This is a genomic window from Sporosarcina obsidiansis, from assembly GCF_009651005.1.
GTDB lineage: Bacteria > Bacillota > Bacilli > Bacillales_A > Planococcaceae > Sporosarcina > Sporosarcina obsidiansis.
In genome coordinates, this window is sequence record NZ_WHVW01000002.1 from 299,874 (window position 1) to 316,758 (window position 16,885).

Annotated in this window: 16 protein-coding genes; 6 read left to right on the top strand and 10 right to left on the bottom strand. The window is 41.8% G+C overall.

All coding sequences use genetic code 11. The features are described from left to right. Window positions 1-195: 195 nt before the first annotated feature. From GD002_RS03020 to argC, 5 genes are all read right to left on the bottom strand, one after another. Entirely contained in the window at window positions 196-1,737 is a 1,542-nt protein-coding gene (locus GD002_RS03020) for an S-layer homology domain-containing protein (RefSeq protein ID WP_153730845.1), read from the bottom strand. A gap of 155 nt (window positions 1,738-1,892) precedes the next feature. Then, entirely contained in the window at window positions 1,893-3,023 is a 1,131-nt protein-coding gene (locus tag GD002_RS03025) for an acetylornithine transaminase (protein WP_153730846.1), read from the bottom strand. Further along, window positions 3,020-3,799: an acetylglutamate kinase gene (argB, locus tag GD002_RS03030; protein WP_153730847.1), complete on the bottom strand. Its 780-nt coding sequence runs from the start codon at window positions 3,797-3,799 to the stop codon at window positions 3,020-3,022. Before argB ends, GD002_RS03025 begins: the two co-directional genes overlap by 4 nt. Beyond that, complete coding sequence (gene argJ, locus GD002_RS03035; RefSeq protein ID WP_153730848.1) at window positions 3,762-4,994, bottom strand: bifunctional glutamate N-acetyltransferase/amino-acid acetyltransferase ArgJ; 1,233 nt, start codon at window positions 4,992-4,994, stop codon at window positions 3,762-3,764. Before argJ ends, argB begins: the two co-directional genes overlap by 38 nt. Window positions 4,995-5,027: 33 nt before the next feature. Beyond that, entirely contained in the window at window positions 5,028-6,062 is a 1,035-nt protein-coding gene (gene argC / locus GD002_RS03040) for an N-acetyl-gamma-glutamyl-phosphate reductase (protein WP_194841448.1), read from the bottom strand. Between the two features lie 198 nt (window positions 6,063-6,260). Between argC and fabI the strand changes: the two genes are divergently transcribed. Together fabI and brnQ are read left to right on the top strand one after the other, a co-directional pair. Further along, window positions 6,261-7,040 (top strand): enoyl-ACP reductase FabI, encoded by a 780-nt coding sequence (gene fabI, locus GD002_RS03045; protein ID WP_194841449.1) that lies wholly within the window; start codon window positions 6,261-6,263, stop codon window positions 7,038-7,040. Between the two features lie 200 nt (window positions 7,041-7,240). Continuing rightward, entirely contained in the window at window positions 7,241-8,566 is a 1,326-nt protein-coding gene (gene brnQ / locus GD002_RS03050) for a branched-chain amino acid transport system II carrier protein (protein ID WP_153730851.1), read from the top strand. A gap of 146 nt (window positions 8,567-8,712) precedes the next feature. Here brnQ and argH read toward each other — a convergent pair whose 3' ends face one another. After that, a complete protein-coding gene (gene argH / locus GD002_RS03055) occupies window positions 8,713-10,035 on the bottom strand; it encodes an argininosuccinate lyase (RefSeq protein ID WP_153730852.1) in 1,323 nt (440 codons plus the stop codon). 312 nt (window positions 10,036-10,347) lie between these two features. Between argH and GD002_RS03060 the strand changes: the two genes are divergently transcribed. From GD002_RS03060 to GD002_RS03075, 4 genes are all read left to right on the top strand, one after another. Then, a complete protein-coding gene (locus GD002_RS03060; protein ID WP_408020073.1) occupies window positions 10,348-11,277 on the top strand; it encodes a cation diffusion facilitator family transporter in 930 nt (309 codons plus the stop codon). Between the two features lie 5 nt (window positions 11,278-11,282). Continuing rightward, entirely contained in the window at window positions 11,283-11,738 is a 456-nt protein-coding gene (locus tag GD002_RS03065; RefSeq protein ID WP_153730854.1) for a protoporphyrinogen oxidase, read from the top strand. Beyond that, complete coding sequence (locus GD002_RS03070; protein ID WP_228548263.1) at window positions 11,739-12,677, top strand: TRM11 family SAM-dependent methyltransferase; 939 nt, start codon at window positions 11,739-11,741, stop codon at window positions 12,675-12,677. It abuts the gene before it with no gap. Window positions 12,678-12,966: 289 nt separating this feature from the next. Further along, window positions 12,967-13,485: a hypothetical protein gene (locus tag GD002_RS03075; protein ID WP_228548264.1), complete on the top strand. Its 519-nt coding sequence runs from the start codon at window positions 12,967-12,969 to the stop codon at window positions 13,483-13,485. Between the two features lie 43 nt (window positions 13,486-13,528). Here the strand turns inward: GD002_RS03075 and GD002_RS03080 are convergent, their stop codons facing one another. From GD002_RS03080 to GD002_RS17745, 4 genes are all read right to left on the bottom strand, one after another. Further along, a complete protein-coding gene (locus tag GD002_RS03080; protein WP_153730855.1) occupies window positions 13,529-14,236 on the bottom strand; it encodes a hypothetical protein in 708 nt (235 codons plus the stop codon). Then, window positions 14,233-15,039: an ABC transporter ATP-binding protein gene (locus GD002_RS03085; RefSeq protein WP_153730856.1), complete on the bottom strand. Its 807-nt coding sequence runs from the start codon at window positions 15,037-15,039 to the stop codon at window positions 14,233-14,235. Before GD002_RS03085 ends, GD002_RS03080 begins: the two co-directional genes overlap by 4 nt. Window positions 15,040-15,270: 231 nt before the next feature. Next, window positions 15,271-16,638, bottom strand: a complete 1,368-nt coding sequence (locus tag GD002_RS03090) for a leucyl aminopeptidase family protein (protein ID WP_153730857.1) — start codon at window positions 16,636-16,638, stop codon at window positions 15,271-15,273. 44 nt (window positions 16,639-16,682) lie between these two features. Further along, window positions 16,683-16,838 (bottom strand): hypothetical protein, encoded by a 156-nt coding sequence (locus GD002_RS17745; RefSeq protein ID WP_194841450.1) that lies wholly within the window; start codon window positions 16,836-16,838, stop codon window positions 16,683-16,685. Between the last annotated feature and the right edge of the window lie 47 nt (window positions 16,839-16,885).

Genomic DNA, 16,885 nt, shown 5'->3' on the forward strand with positions numbered 1-16,885 from the left:
GCTTGTTTGGCTCTTTCTGCGAGAGGTTTGGCTCGGTGCGTGTTACGTAATGCTCGGTACCGAGGTCCAAACGCTCGGTTCGAAGAAAGTTTGGCGCGGTACAATGCAACTTTGGCGCGTTCCCTTATTTACGTATTTATGTGAAAAAGACTGCCTCTGAAAGATTATTCACTTTCAGGACAGTCTTTTAGCTATTCAATGTAGATATCGTCGAGCACCAGCGTATTCTGATTGATACGGTTCTAGTGTCATCGGTACGATCTCCACTGTACGTTTCGGATTTGGCGCATGGATCATTTGGCCGTTGCCGATATACATGCCGACATGATGCACTGTACCTTTTCCTTTATTGTAAGCGAAGAAGACTAGGTCACCTGCCTTCAAGTCTTTCTTTTGGACCTTCATCCCGTTAACTGCCTGAACAGAAGCATCTCTTGGCAGGCTGATGCCATGTTGACGGTAAACGGAATAAGTAAATCCTGAACAATCTAGGCCAAATCCAGATGTCCCAGCCCATAAATAGGTTAATCCGTTGAAGATTTTAGCTGTTTCAACGATTTGCTGAGCAGTTGGTTTTGGCATATTTTCTTTCGCATTCACTAGTTTGACTGTATTCTTATTCACATATTTCACACCGTCCGCTGGTGTCTGTAGAGCCATGCGGTCACCGTTCTCTCCAATGACTGGGAGGATCGTGTTAAAACTAATTGTTTTAAATGGCTTCTGTCCATTTTCATCATGCGTCAAGATCGCTGTTTTTGTTTTCACCATAGCAGTTTTACATGTAGCATAATTTGGATAAACGGTCGTTAGATGATTCTTCGGTAGCCAGCCTGGATAACCTGATACGTGTTTCGGTGAGCTTTGATCTTCAATCGCTACTTGCACCCACTCCCCTTTGGTTTCCAACACCTTAACTGTTTGTCCATAAAGGGCTTGGGTCTCCAGTTTCCCGACTAACCATTGTTTTTGAGGTAAACTCATTGAAGCAACCCATTTGCTAATGTCTGGTGATTTACCATTGGCCAATGAATCGACCGTACGTTTAGTACCTGGCTGTTTCCATAATGTAGTGACAGGGACATTGACCACTTGTTGCGCTTTGTTATTTGCAACGTAGCAAGCAGGTGTATTTATAAAGCTGGGTTCCAAGATTCTGGCGAGAAATATAGAGAAATGACCGCGTGTTAAGGTTTGATTGGGCTTGAACGTATTATCTTGGAAACCCGTTGTGATAGATTGTACAGATAGCGTTTGAATAGCAGGCGATGCCCAATAGGAAGCAGGTACGTCACGGAATCGATAAGTAGACGTTCCTTTTAAGTCAAACGCTCTGACGAACACAGCCGCCATCTGCCCACGTGTTAATTGACCATCAGGACGAAATTCCTGTTTCTCATTTCCCATGAAAATACCTTCGTCAACCATTGTGGCGATCAGGTGATAGTGCGGATGCGATGGCTTAATATCGGAAAATTCTACTGATGGACGTCCATCCATAGGTAATTGTAGAGCACGTTGAATCATGGCCGATGCCTCGAGCCTCGTGATCGGGTCATTGACACGAAAGTTTTGGTTAGGTTTTTCTGTGATAATTCCCTTACTTGATAAGTATTTTATTTCTGCAGCAGCAGAATTCTGGTCTTTCACATCAGGAAATACAGCAGCGAGAGATGACACCGGGAATGCATATGCTAGAAATAAAACGGCTAATAGCAAACCGAATAGTTTTTTCAAGACTAGGACACTTCCATTCTAGTAGAGTTATTTTCACTAACTATACCTGACCATCATTTCTTTGTATAGAAAAATTCAAAAAAGAATCCTCCTGCAAGAGGAGAATTCTTCCTATTTGAATAGCAGCTCACTGACTGCCTTAATCCAAGTGATTTTTAATTTAAGATGTTCTTCAAAATGGCCACTGCTTGATCAATTTCTTTCTTTGAAACCGTCAATGGTGGCAACAGACGAATGACGTTTGTACCCGCTGGCACTAGGAGTAACCCTTGCTGTTCAGCTTTCTGAATGACTGGTGCTATTTCTTCATTTGAATGAATTCCGAGCAATAATCCGTTGCCACGTACTGAAAACTTCTCGGTTGGCAAAACAGACTGTAGTTGCGCTTTGAAATAAGCCGATTTGTCCTGAACATCTTGTAGAAACGTCGGCTCGAAAACGTGATCGACAACCGTCTGCGCAACTGCTACAGCAAGTGGATTGCCTCCAAAGGTTGTGCCGTGTGAGCCAGGGCCGAATGTATCGAAAAGGTCCTTGCCTGCTATAAGCGCACCAATCGGGAAACCACCACCGAGTCCTTTTGCCAACGTTACGATATCTGGCTTCAATGCCGTTTGCTCATATGCATAGCGCGTTCCTGTACGGCCGATTCCCGTCTGAACTTCATCAATAATCAATAAAATTCCATGCTGTTGACAAGCTTCCATAATCGCTTGTGCAAACGCGGGCTCTACTGAATTGACGCCACCTTCCCCTTGAATCACTTCCAACATAATAGCCGCCACGTTTTCATTGGCTGCTCCTTTTAATGCATCTACATCATTGAAAGGAAGTGTTTCAAAACTCTCAAGCAACGGACCAAATCCTTGACGTATTTTATCCTGTCCTGTTGCCGACATCGCACCAAAAGTCCGGCCATGAAACGATTTTTCGAAAGTCAGGATGAGATGTTTGCCTGTATGTTTTCTCGCTAGTTTAATAGCAGCTTCATTGGCCTCTGCCCCACTGTTACAGAACAACGCATAGGATAAATCCGTATCTTTCGTTAGCGATTCTGCTAATTTTTCTTGTTCCGGGCTTTCGAATAAATTCGATATATGCCACAGTTTTTCACTTTGGTTTTGTAATGCTTTGACAATTGTAGGGTGCGCATGGCCCAAGCTAACGACCGCAATGCCGCTTGTGAAATCCAAGTACTCTTTCCCTTGATCGTCTGTTACTACGGTACCCTGCCCTTTGACTAGATGCACCGCTCGTCTTGCATAGTTATTAAACAAAGAAGTCACGCGATTGCCCCCTCATTGGTAATGACCGTTCCTGTCAGTTGCTGACCAACAATTTCAACAGATGGAATGCCAGCTTCCAGACATTCGATGGCTGCCTGAACTTTCGGAATCATTCCCCCATAAATATCTTCTGTCTTGATCCAGCGCTGTATATCTGCCGGCATCACTTTTTCTTGTGTCTGGTCTTCGATACGAATTCCAGGAGTATCCGTGACTAGCAATAGACTTTCCGCCTCGACTGCCAAGGCAATTTGACTAGCTACCGTATCCGCATTGATATTTAATGGCTCCCCTTCAGCAGTAGCTCCGATGCATGAAATAATTGGAACCACTCCAGTTTCTAGTAATGAATCCAAAATATCTGTTTGCACTTGCTGAATTTCACCCACATAGCCATACGTTTCAAAATCTAATACATCACAAGTAAGTAGATTGGCATCGAATCCACTGAGTCCCGTCGCCTTGACACCTTCCCGATTGAAACGGTGGACAAGAGAAGGATTTACTTGACCGATCAAAATAGATTGCACGACGCCAATAGCTTCCTTGGAAGTCACACGAAAACCATTAATTACAGAAGACGTGATGTTCCGATCTGCCAATTCCTGATTAATATTCGGTCCGCCGCCATGAACGATTAGTAATTGTATGCCAGCTTGTTGTAATTCTTTTACTCGATCGAAGAACGCTTCACTCAGTTCATCGAGCATGCTGCCACCTAGTTTGATAACCTGCCGTTTAGGTGCGGTAGGTTGCATTGATTTGGACGTAGTCATAAGTCAGATCGCACCCCCATGCCATTCCTTGACCAGTTCCCTGGTTTAATTCCACAACAAATTTCACTTCATGTTGCTTCAAATAAATGAGCAATTCCTCTTCTGAAAACGGAATCGGTTCGCCGCCCTCTACTACTAGCGTCTCGCCAATATAGATTTTAATGTCATTCGGATCAATTGTTGCACCACTATAGCCAACTGCCGCGATAATACGTCCCCAGTTTGCATCACAACCAAATACAGCTGTTTTAACAAGTGGTGATCCAACGACGGATTTTGCAATTTTACGCGCTTCTTCATCGGAAACTGCACCTGTCACTTTAGTTTCGATTAACTTAGTTGCCCCTTCGCCGTCCTTCGCAATCATTTTCGCTAAGTCTTGCGAGACTGCATGCAGAGCGTTGACAAATGATTGCCATTCAGGATGAGACGGTGTCAATGAGTTATTTCCTGCCATTCCGTTAGCCATTACAAGTACCATGTCGTTCGTAGACGTATCACCATCCACTGTAATGGAATTAAATGTAACATCGGTAATCTCTTTTAAGGCCTGCTGTAAATGTTCGGATTCAATATTCGCATCTGTCGTAATGAAGCCAAGCATAGTCGCCATATTTGGTTCAATCATGCCAGATCCTTTTGCTACTCCAGCGACAACAATTTCATGACCATCGACGACTGTCGCATAAGCTGTATTTTTCGTCACCGTATCTGTTGTCAAAATAGCTTGAGAGAATTGAATTGAACCTTCGAGACTATCGTTCGGTTGTAATTGTTTGATTCCTGACAGCAATGGCTCCATTTTCATCAATTCTCCGATAACGCCTGTCGAAGCAATGCCGACTAAGTTTTGATCAATGCCAAGGTGTTCTGCTGTCTTTTGTTGCATGGTCAAGGCGTCTTTCATACCTTGTTTACCAGTACACGCGTTGGCATTGCCTGAGTTGATGACTACCGCTTGCATTTTTTGTGTTTCGTATACGACTTGTTTCGTTACACTAAGTGGAGCTGCCTGGATTGCATTCGTTGTGAAGACACCTGCAACGCTCGCTGGCACTTCGCTGACTAGTAAAGCCAAATCGTTTTTCTTATGTTTCAGACCACAATGAATGCCGACTGCTTTAAATCCCTTTGGTGACACGATATTCTTACGCGAGATACGCTTCATACTTTCGATAGTTTCAATGGTTTCCATATAAGTGCTCCCTTCAATTCTAAAGATGTTAGGTCAAATAAATAATGGAATATTATCAATTCCAGTTGTTTCATCTAATCCGTATAGGATGTTCATATTTTGAATAGCTTGACCGGCAGCCCCTTTAACCAGGTTGTCAATAACGGCTACAATCGTTGCTCGGTTCGTTCGCGGATCTACCTTGACATGAATATCGCAATAGTTGGAACCATAGACTTGTTTCGTTCCAATCTTCTGGATATCTGTCAGAATCCTAACGAACGGGCTATCTTTATACGTATCTTTTAAGCAGTCTGTGAGCTGCTGTTCTGTTACTGCTGCATTCACTTTTGCGTAACTCGTTGCCATGATTCCTCTCGTCATCGGTACAAGATGAGTCGTGAAGGTAATCGGTTCTGGTTGATTGGCGAAAAGATTCATCGCCTGCTCAATTTCAGGTATATGTTGATGTTGATGTAATTTATAAATAGAGAAGTTTTCATTCGTTTCACTAAAATGTGTCGCTGCGCTCGGTTTATTGCCTGCACCAGACACGCCACTTTTCGCATCGATCACTAACTGACTGCCATCGATCAATTCATTTTTTAAAAGAGGAAGTAAAGACAATAGAACTGCGGTTGGATAACAACCCGGATTGGCAATGAAATCTGCTTCTTGGATTTGTTTTTTATTCCACTCAGGCAATCCATATACGCTTCTCTCTAAGTATTCCATTTCAGCGGCATCTTTTTGATACCATTGTGTATACAACGCCGGATCTTTCAGTCTAAAATCTCCTGCTAGGTCGATTAACTTAGGTCCGACACCTACTAGTGGAGGAAGTAACGTCGTAGTCACTCCTGCCGGTGTACTGAAGAAAACGGTATCTAATTGTCGGATATGCTCTTGCTCTATAGCCTTCATCTTAGTATCGTGAATGTTCACGAGATGCGGATATTTCTCAGAAAATACAGTCCCCACTTCGGAGGATGTGAATAAATCAATCTGTTCAATTTCCGGGTGGTTTTGCAGCAACCGAATCAATTCGAGGCCACCATACCCGGACGCTCCTATGATTCCTACCTTCAACGTCATCACCTCATTATTCATTACAGCTAAGTATACGTATGTATAAATATAAAGTCAACTGTATTTTTATTTATTGACTGTCAATTTATAATGTAAGATCTTCTCCTGCAGAAAAGCTACATCTTCTTTCGAACAATATGTTACTATTATGAAGAGTATTAGAAGATACAGTTACTAATGAAAATTCAGGAGGTTATTATGGTAGATTTATTAAAGTTATCAGGGAAGAATATTGTCGTAATGGGGGTTGCGAATGAACGTAGCATTGGCTGGGGCGTCGCGAAAGCTTTGTTCTCAATCGGAGCAAACGTCATTTTCACATACCGCAAAGATCGCTCACGTGAAAAGTTAGAGAAAATCTTAGAAAAGCATGAACTGAACGCAACGCAAATTGTGCAATGTGATGTGAATAGTGATGAAAGCATCGAACAAGCATTTAAGGCAATTGGCGAACAAGTAGGCGTAATTCACGGGGTAGTGCATTCAGTAGCATTCGCTCATCAGGAAGACTTACGTAATCCATTTGTTGAGACATCACGTGATGGATATGCATTCGCACAAGATTCTAGCTCGTATTCTTTGGTGGCTGCGGCACGTGAAGCTCGCCATTATATGACAGAAGGTGGCGCCATCATCACTATGAGTTACTTAGGCGCTGAGCGTGTACTCGAAGGCTATAATGTAATGGGTGTCGCGAAAGCTGCTCTTGAAGCATCTGTTCGCTACTTGGCGTCTGAGCTTGGCGAGCAAAATATCCGTGTCAATGCAATTTCTGCAGGGGCAGTCCGTACATTATCTGCCAAAGGAGTTCCTTCCTTTAATACAATTCTAAGCAAAATTGAAGAACGTGCGCCATTAAAGCGAAATGTCAAACCGGAAGAAGTATCAGATATGACAATTGCAATGCTCAGCAATTTATCAAGCGGCGTAACGGGCGAAGTAATTTATGTAGATGCCGGTTATCATATTATGGGGTAATGACTGAAGGATTCTCTTTCCGAGAGTCCTTTTTACAGTTTTTGTATTAGAAAGGATTATCCTGGGAATTTCTTTCTGTATACTTGACAGAACATTATTACTTATCATATAGTGTTACAGCAGTTGCTCAGGCTTTTTTACGCATACACGAAGTTACCAAAATACATAGACTTCTCAGAGTATTTCAGGAGGAATTCGCAATGAATAGTTTTACCAAAATTGACACGATAAAATTAGGGCTGACGATGTTTGCCCTGTTTTTTGGCGCAGGAAACATGATTTTCCCTCCGCTTCTGGGTCAACAGGCGGGCGACCAAGCTTGGCTTACGCTTGCCGGCTTCTTGATTACGGGAGTGGGCCTTCCCTATCTTGGCGTCATTGCCGTAACCATGAGCGGCAATCAACTAAGCGACTTGGCTGGAAAAGCCTCCCCTTTATTCGCAATAGTTTTTCCATTGGTTGTGTATTTGGCACTTGGACCGTTTTTCGGTGTACCTCGGACAGCAACAGTTTCATTTGAAATTGCGGTGTCCCCTTTCGTGTCAGAATCCTACAAGACACTGGCACTCGTGTTATTTTCCATCATCTTTTTTGCTGTGACGATTTGGCTTTCCTTAAAGCCAAATAAAATGGTCGATCGCTTCGGTAGTATTTTAACGCCCGTGCTTCTAGCCATCGTGACTCTTATTGTTGTGACCGGTATCGTCAACCCTTTAGGCAAAGCCGGGATACCCCAAGAACCTTTCGACGAAAACTTCTTCATCAAGGGATTTATTGAAGGATACGGAACGATGGATGCGATGGCAGCTCTCGTTTTTGCAATTATCGTTATTAACGCGGTAAAAGCAAAAGGAATTACGGATAGAAAAGCGATTACTTCTATTACAATGAGAGCAGGCACGATTGCGGTAATTGGACTAAGTCTCGTGTATGCAGGATTGGCTTATTTAGGAACTACAAGTCGTGGTGTTGCAGATGGCGCAACGAACGGTGGAGATATATTAGCCAAACTTGCATATGCGTTGATGGGAAATAATGGACTTTATTTACTAGGCCTGGCGGTGACACTCGCTTGCTTAACGACTTCGGTTGGATTAGTTACCGCAAGTGCTACGTATCTGTCTAAAATTATTCCCTCTGTTTCTTATAAAAGACTCGTAATTATCATTTGTGCCTCCACTACCATTGTCGCAAATATTGGTCTGACAAAATTGCTTTCCGTTACGCTGCCTGTGCTGGTCGGAGTCTATCCGCTAGCCATTGTATTAATTTCATTCCGGTTAATTCATCGATTGTTCAGGGGCTATCATGAAGTATACCTTTTCGGATTAGCTGCTGCTGGCGTAATCGGTATGTTTGATATGCTACATGCGTTTGGTTTAGAATTGACGCCCGTTATGAAGGTGTTGAAGCATTTGCCATTGTATGAGCAAGGTGTCGGCTGGATTGTGCCTGCTTTGATATTAGGTTTTATTGGATTTATCATTGCTGCTGCTCAAGGGAAACCTCGAGTATTACAGGAATAAATAGAATGGTTCTAACGGAATACGTGCGAATTTATGAGCATAACTCGTAATAAGCATCACAGGAGTGAAGAGGTTGTCCGCTGTAAGTCTTTTTCTAAAGACTTTCCGGACAACCTTTTTTCCTTGACTAAAGTGAATTTTTGTAATTACTCACCTTTCATTAGATGCTTATTCCCTTTCGTAATGATGTTTTCGTAATCGATGTAGTCATAAATATCGTCTTCTATGTGAGTACTGAATTGTGCTAGCTCACCTACTGATAGGTCTTCGATAGCTTTGCTTTGTTGTTCGCAATAAATGATGATTTTGCCAACGATTTCGTGAGCGTCACGGAAAGGCGTGCCTTTTGCAACCAGATAGTCCGCCACTTCTGTTGCATTCAGGAAACCGCCTTTGATGGCTGCTTTCATTTGATCGGCATTTACTTGTAGTGTGTCGATCATTTTGGACATGATTTCGAGACAGTCAAGTACCGTGTCGAGTGCATCGAAGAACTGTTCCTTATCTTCTTGCATATCTTTATTGTACGTTAGCGGCAAGCCTTTTAACGTAGTTAGCAATGAAAATAAAGAACCATAGACACGACCTGTTTTTCCGCGGATAAGTTCTGCAGCATCTGGATTTTTCTTTTGCGGCATGATGCTGCTGCCTGTGGAGTAGGCATCTGCCATCGTGATAAAACGAAACTCTTGGCTGCTCCATAAGATTAATTCCTCACTCAATCGGCTCATATGCATCATGATCAAAGAAAAGTTTGACATCAGTTCCACTAAGTAATCACGATCGCTGACACCATCCAAGAAATTATCTACAGGCTTGGCAAAACCGAGCAAAGCTGTGGTGACTTGGCGGTCGATATCATGCGTAGTACCAGCAAGTGCCCCACATCCAAGTGGGTTTTCATTCAATATATCTGCAGCATTTTGTACACGTCGCTTATCTCGTTTGAACATTTGCGCGTAGGCACCTACATGATGTCCGAATGTTACAACTTGCGCTCGCTGTAAATGTGTATAGCCTGGCATGATCACGTTGTTGGCCTTTCCTTTTGCTTCCAATGAATCAATTAACGTCTGTAAAGCATCCATCACAACAGATGTCTGATTTCGTGCGTATTGTCTCATATCAACTGCCACTTGATCATTTCGGCTGCGAGCGGTATGTAGTTTTTTACCGGTTTCCCCTACTCGCTCTGTCAAATGCATTTCGACGAATGAGTGGATATCCTCGTAGTTCCCTTCAATTTTCAACTCACCAGACTCGATATCTGCCAAAATAGACTGCAAGCCATTGACGAGCAACTCCCCTTCTTCCGGCGTTAACAGATCGCAATGTACCTGCATTGTGACATGTGCAATGCTTCCTGCGATATCTTCTCTAAATAAACGGTAATCGACGGAAAGGGAACTGTTGAACTTTTCCATAATTTCATCTGCCTTGCTGCTAAAACGACCGCCCCAAAGTTTCATTGCTCATCAAACCTCTCGAATTGAATTTTTATACATTACTATGCATTATAATTACAAAAGAAATATTTTGCAACTTGTCGCTTCTTTTATTTTGACAGATGACAAGGCATTTTTCTACGTTAAATTCGGTATCTCTACAGTTGCAACGTACATTCATTCATGTGATAATAGATGAACTACAAATGAATGAGTGATAACCATGAGAATTTTTGTCCAAAACCTTAAATTTAAATCTTTCCAAACCTCCCCTATAATTGGTGAGGTTTTTTTGTTGCTTGTAGGAAACACTACTAGAGGAGGGAAACTTTTATGATCAATCTAAATCAAGGACACTCTGTTGCTTCCATTATGGCGATTTGGATCAGTTTATTTAGCAATATCGTGTTAACTGTTTTAAAGCTTATCGTGGGTTTTGTTTTTAAAAGTCCTGTATTACTGGCTGACGGCTTTCATAACGCAGGAGATGTGGTTGCTTCTGCCGCAGCTTTGACTTCTATGCGAATTTCCAAACTTCCAGCAGATGAAGACCATCCTTACGGTCACGGCAAAGCAGAAGTTATTGGATCGAGTATAGTAGCTATTATTTTAGGATTGGCCGCCATTTATATCGCATTTGAAGCAGTGATGGCCTTGTTTGAAGAGCCAGCGACGGCAAGTAAAATTGCTTTGCTGACAGCGGTGATCTCTTTCGTTTGGAAGTATGTACTGTATATCTATACGATGCGAGTTGGGAAAAAGGAAAATAGTAAAGGATTAATTGCAACTGCGTATGATCATTTGGCTGATGTCTATGCATCACTGGCGGCAGTCGTAGGGATCGGGTTAGCGTTACTTGGAGATTCATACGGTATTCCCCTTCTTGCATATGGCGATCCAATTGCGGGTATTGTCGTATCCGTCCTTGTTTTTCGCTTAGCTATTGAAATCGGTAAAGAGAGCATGGATATTCTAATGGAAAAAAGTGTTAGTGATGACCGCCTTGCTGCATTTGAGATGATTATTCGTTCGGTGCCTGAAGTGAAACGAATTGATCGACTGCGCGCGAGAGAACATGGACATTACGTCCTTGTCGATATTCGGATTGGCGTAACTGGCGATATGACAGTCCAAGAAGGTCATACGATTTCGAGCAGGATCCGCAATTTGATCAAAGAGCAAAATGAAGATGTCGACGAGGTGCTAATTCATTTAAATCCGTGGTATCCCGAAAATGATTCCGGTATACTTACTAACGAGGAGTGAATGATATGAATCCATTAACAATCGAAACAATAGAATTATGTGCGAAGGAAACTGAAGAAACCCTTCGTTCCACAAATGAAAGCTTTTTGAAAGAACCCATTTCTTATTTAAAATCTCATGTACCAGAATTTCTTTACGTAGCATCTCCTGACTTTGACGAATTCAAAGTGGACTCGCTCGTATTCGAAGTAGATGATATTTTCGGAACGTATATGGTGCTGTTCGGTTTACAAGGAAAGAAAAAAGAAGGCGAAGTTATTCGATCATATATCGAATCTACACTTCAGCAACAGCTAGTCGGATTCAGTATTTCCTTTTCAGATAATGAAGGATTATGGGAAGTGAATCTGCCGCTTGATCCGATTGAAGGTTTCAAGGAGACGATGACAATCGAGCAAGTGCTTCAACTATTTCATGAGGTTCTGGGCGGCCTTCGTAATGAAATGAAAGCAGGTAAGTAATTGAACTCGACAAAATTTATTTACACATATATACGGCATCGTGATGAGCAGGAACTATGCCGTATGGAAATGCGAGCTTTTTTCGGGAAAGACGTGCCAGACAATGTCATCCAGAGCGAAGTGAAAGTCGATCCGTCACGCAGTCCGTTTATGCAGGCACGTCTTGAAGTATGGATACAAGCAGACAGCGTGGATTTATTGGCACAGCAAGCTACTGAACTACAAGTGGACTCATCATTCAAAACCGTCTGCCTGAACGATATGGAGCTTGCTGGCACTAAGAAAATCAGTCATGCTAAACGTCGAGAAATCGAGCGACAAGTCGGTCTTCAAATTAAAGGTGAACCCGAACTGGATCATCCAGAAGTATTGATCGGGATTGTGAAGTTAGAAGACCATTGGTATGCAGGTAAACTGATTGAGAGTTCGTCTGATTGGCATGCCCACCAACAAAAGCCACATATGTACTCAACTGCGCTTGGTACTCGGCTTGCACGAGCTGCTGTCAATATTGCGGTACCACATCCTGAAGGTGTTCGAGTCATTGATCCTTGTTGCGGAATTGGAACCGTGCTAGTGGAAGCTTTATCAATGGGTATTCCGATTGTAGGTCGGGATATTAATCCCCTGGTGGTCTATGGTTCACGGAAAAACATTGCGTATTTTGAGTTGGAAGGCGACGTAACGATTGGTCCGATTTCTGAAGTAAACGAACTGTATGATGTGGCAATTATTGATATGCCGTATAACTTATTTACGCATATTACGGCTGAAGGACAGCTGGATATTTTGAAAGAAGCTCGACGTTTTGCCAAGAGCTGTTTGATCATTACGATCGAGAATATGGATGACATGCTTAGAGAAGCTGGATTTGCAGTGGCAGATCGGTGTCTTGCGAGGAAAGGAACGTTCTCTCGGGAAGTAGTTTTGTGTACATAATAAAAGACGAGACGGGAGATTCATTACTTCCTCTCGTCTTTTTTATGTGCTGTTTTTTTAAGGCCCTAAAAATATTTTAGCCATCTGTGTAACGAATCGTATGTTCATTCTATATATACATATCCCGGCTCACATCGAAGAAAGGAGTAAGATGTTGGAGGATTTAAGTGAAGTATATACATAGCATTTTATGATTAATGAGATATAAGAATTATCATGTAGGTTAATGGAAGAAGGATATATTTTTAGCAACAGGAGATACTACCTGTAAAACTGGGTAGGTGAGTAGATGAAAAAAATATCTATACTGTTTTTTCTGTTGCTATTGGGTTTCATGTCGATGCTAGTTGCAGCCGAGGAAAAATCATCGAAAGCAAAGACAATATATAAAGAAAATGAAGAACAATCGAATTCAAGTACAGAGCCCTGTAGCCTTATACTACATGCTGTAGATCCACGCATGACCAACTCAAAAGGGGTGGCATTAATCTATAAGGTACAATTACACCCACCAAGTTTTGCTAGAACGAATATAAGCATTCTTGCTGTTCATCTCCCCGCCCCTTCTTCTTATGGAGACTACGATAGGTATGAAGGCTTTGCGTTTATTCCAGATGAGATAAGTTGGCGTTTTAAACTTTATCCTACTCCAGAAGAGGAGAGTCCTAGTTGGGCTGGACGATTTGATTTAATTACAGCGAAAATGAAGGATGTTACAATTCAGGTACGTCCATCAAATTCTAAAACAAATAAATTAGGCCCTAGTATTCTAACAAACAGTATGGATAGTTGCACGAAATATAAATAAATGTGTAGACAAAATAGTTTCTTACACTATTTCCTCATCAGACTCATTCTTTTTTCAAGAATACTCTTATCGTCAGGACGAACGCCAACAGGAGATATACTATTGTCCATATCGCATCCAACCAAAAATCCGTTCCCACACGATACAATGCATCGTCTGTAAAATGCGTAATAATTTGAATCACGGGCGGGAACGGTAAAATGATCCATTGCAATATAGCCCCTTTCTCTACAATCCCCTCCGCGGCTAATGAAACGGCAATGACAAACATAGCAGAAAGCCATGTGAATCGTTTTGACTTCAACTTTATAATCGAGAAAAAAGATCCGACTAGAATACCGAATAATGCTGAAACAACATGCCCATAAATGACAACACTCATCTGAGTCATTTGAATTTGCTCATTAAAAATAGAGAACAGCAACGGATACAAAATAGCTACCATTCCCATCATGAATGCAAAAAGGAAGCAGACAACCCACTTTCCGTATAAGTACACAAATTTGCTACTTAGCTGAACGATCAACAAGTTTTTTTCCGTTTCATCATCTAATGAAAATACCGTCATAGCCACCCACGTCATCACTAAATATAATGAAATACAAGTAACCGCGTAACTGCTCATAATTGGAACTCCGCTATATGTATAAAAGATGATGATCCACGCTCCAAATAAGGTAACTGGAGGAATGAATGTCCATGAGCGGATATAACTTTTCAATTGATATTGAATATAACCTAGTCTAATCATTTGATCTCCTTCACTTCCAATATAGAGCAGTTTCTATCGAGCAGCTGCAGTAACAGCGCATCACTTTTTTCTTGATCCACTATGATAAACGCCTGATTTCCATCAAATTGTATTTGCTTAGATTGAATAAAGTCCAAGTCTTTTTTAGCATTAAACTGCACACGAATCCATCTTTCCCTATTTAACTTAGTTTGAGAAGAAATCATGTTACCTGTTTCGATATGTAATACATCTGATGCCATTTGCGAAATAGGTCCCTCGTCATGTGCGGTAAAAATGATCGGTATATTGCCTCGGAACTCTTGCAAAACAGTAACCAACGCTTGCTGGGACTCTAGATCCAATCCAGTAAATGGCTCATCTAAAATAAGTAGTTCTGGGTGCATGAGCAACGCCTGAATAATCCCCACCTTTTGTTTCGTCCCTTTTGAACAAGCTGCAAGAGACGTAGTTAGAAAAGGATACAAACCAAATATTTGAACATATTTTGCAAGTAACGGTTCTTTTCCTTTATCTATTGGATGAAAAGAGGCGAGTAGTGACAAATATTCTTTCACTTGAAAACGAATGCCTTTCGGAAAATGTTCAGGTACGTAACCAACCTTCTTCGTGTTCCGTATCACGTTTCCCTCGCTCGGTTCGTAAATGCCCGCTAGAATTTTCAACAATGTACTCTTACCTGAACCATTGCTGCCCTGAACGAACAGAACTGTTTCCGAGGTGCACGAGAACGAAATATTGTCGAATAGCTGCTTCCCACCTATATTCTTGCTTACATTACACGCTTCCAAGACAACTGACATTCTGGCACACTCCCTATTCGCATGTCGCAAAATAATATTTAACTATCCAAACATATGTCTTATGGTTTCAACGATTCTTGTCTAGGAACTTCCAAACTGCTAAAACACTACAATGATTTTTAGTTCAATCATATAATTACGTAAAAAGTAAGCATAATACACAAAAAAGCAATGCTAAGTGCAGTGCTTTTTTGTATTCGTTGCAGATTCATAACACGAATATAACTCTAATTATTTCGTTAATGAGGTAGTGAAATCAGCCAACAATCGAGCACCATAACCTGTTGCAGACTTCGTATAATACCCTTTCGCCTTCTGCTTATCCATCACACCCGCCATATCGACATGCAACCAGTTTTTCTTTGGTGCAAATTTCCGTAAGAATAATCCGGCTGTAATGGAACCGGCTTCCGACATCGAGCTGATATTGTTACAGTCTGCATACGCACTGTCTAACGCCTCTTCATACACGTCTACTAAAGGCAGTGGCCAGACAAAATCGCCATTTTGATCACCGATTTTTTTCATCTTAAAAGCTAAATCCTCATCACCAAAAACACCGCCGATTTCCGTACCGAGCGCGTTAACAACAGCACCTGTCAATGTCGCAATATCAACCGTATACTCTGCGCCTAACTCTTGTGCACGAATCAAACCATCCGCCAAAATTAAACGACCTTCCGCATCGGTGTTGCCGACTTGGACGCTAATTCCATTTTTATATCGAATAATTTCTCCAGGCATGACAGCATGTGGACCGGGTACATTCTCTACCATCGGAATCAATGCGACAACATTCACTTTCGCATCGGAATGTGCAAGAAGTGACATCGCTCCGCTCACTGCTGCTGATCCACCCATGTCCATCCGCATATCACTATCGTCACGGCCACCTTTCAAGCTAATACCACCTGAATCATACGTTACTCCTTTACCAACAAGTGCTACTAGCGGTTTTGACGCATCTGTCTGTAACGTCAATTCAACAAATGAAGGGTCATATTGGCTCCCACGACACACCGTTAAGACGCCATTCATCTCGCGCTCCTCAATTTCTTTCTTGCCAAGCACTTCCACTTTCACTTTCGTACCCTTGAAATAATCTTTCAGTACTTGCGGATATGTCTGCGGATTGAGGACATCCGATAATTCATTCATTAGATCACGGGAAAACGTCATCGCTTCCGCACGAACTCGTCCAGCTTTAACAGCTGACGGGTCTGCACCTATTACTTCAAGTTTCGTTACTGAATTCGATTTTTTGGATTGATAACGATCAAAATGATACGCACCAAGATACCAGCCTTCCACGAATGCGGTCACTGCTTCGTCAGCAGAACGCCAATTTTGTGCCAATTGTTCCACTTGGATTGTCGCTGACTGTACACTTTGTGCAGTCAAGTCACGGGATACTTCGCCAGCGATGCTACGAACCTCTTCTAAAGAAGTCCATTTTTTATCTTTTATGACAACGACTTGTTTTCCTTCTAAGATGAATGAAGAATGCCCTCCTGTTTGGTTAACGATAAATTGTTTCACCAATTGATTTTTCGTCAATTGACCATCAGTTGCGAATAAAATTTCTGCATGGATTTGCATATGTTAGTAACTCCTCTCAATATTTCGATTTCCTAAGTAGTTTATCATTTTTTATCGAAGAGCGCTAAGCTAAGTGTTGCGACTGGACCAATCACTAAAGAAATCACAAACCAATTGAGACCACCACGATTTTTCCCCTGTGCAAGCACTGCATTAATTAGAGCAAGTGTCCCCCATCCGACAAAATAACCTTCATTCATTATCAATCACTCCATAGTTACGTTATGATACTTACTATACGGTGTTT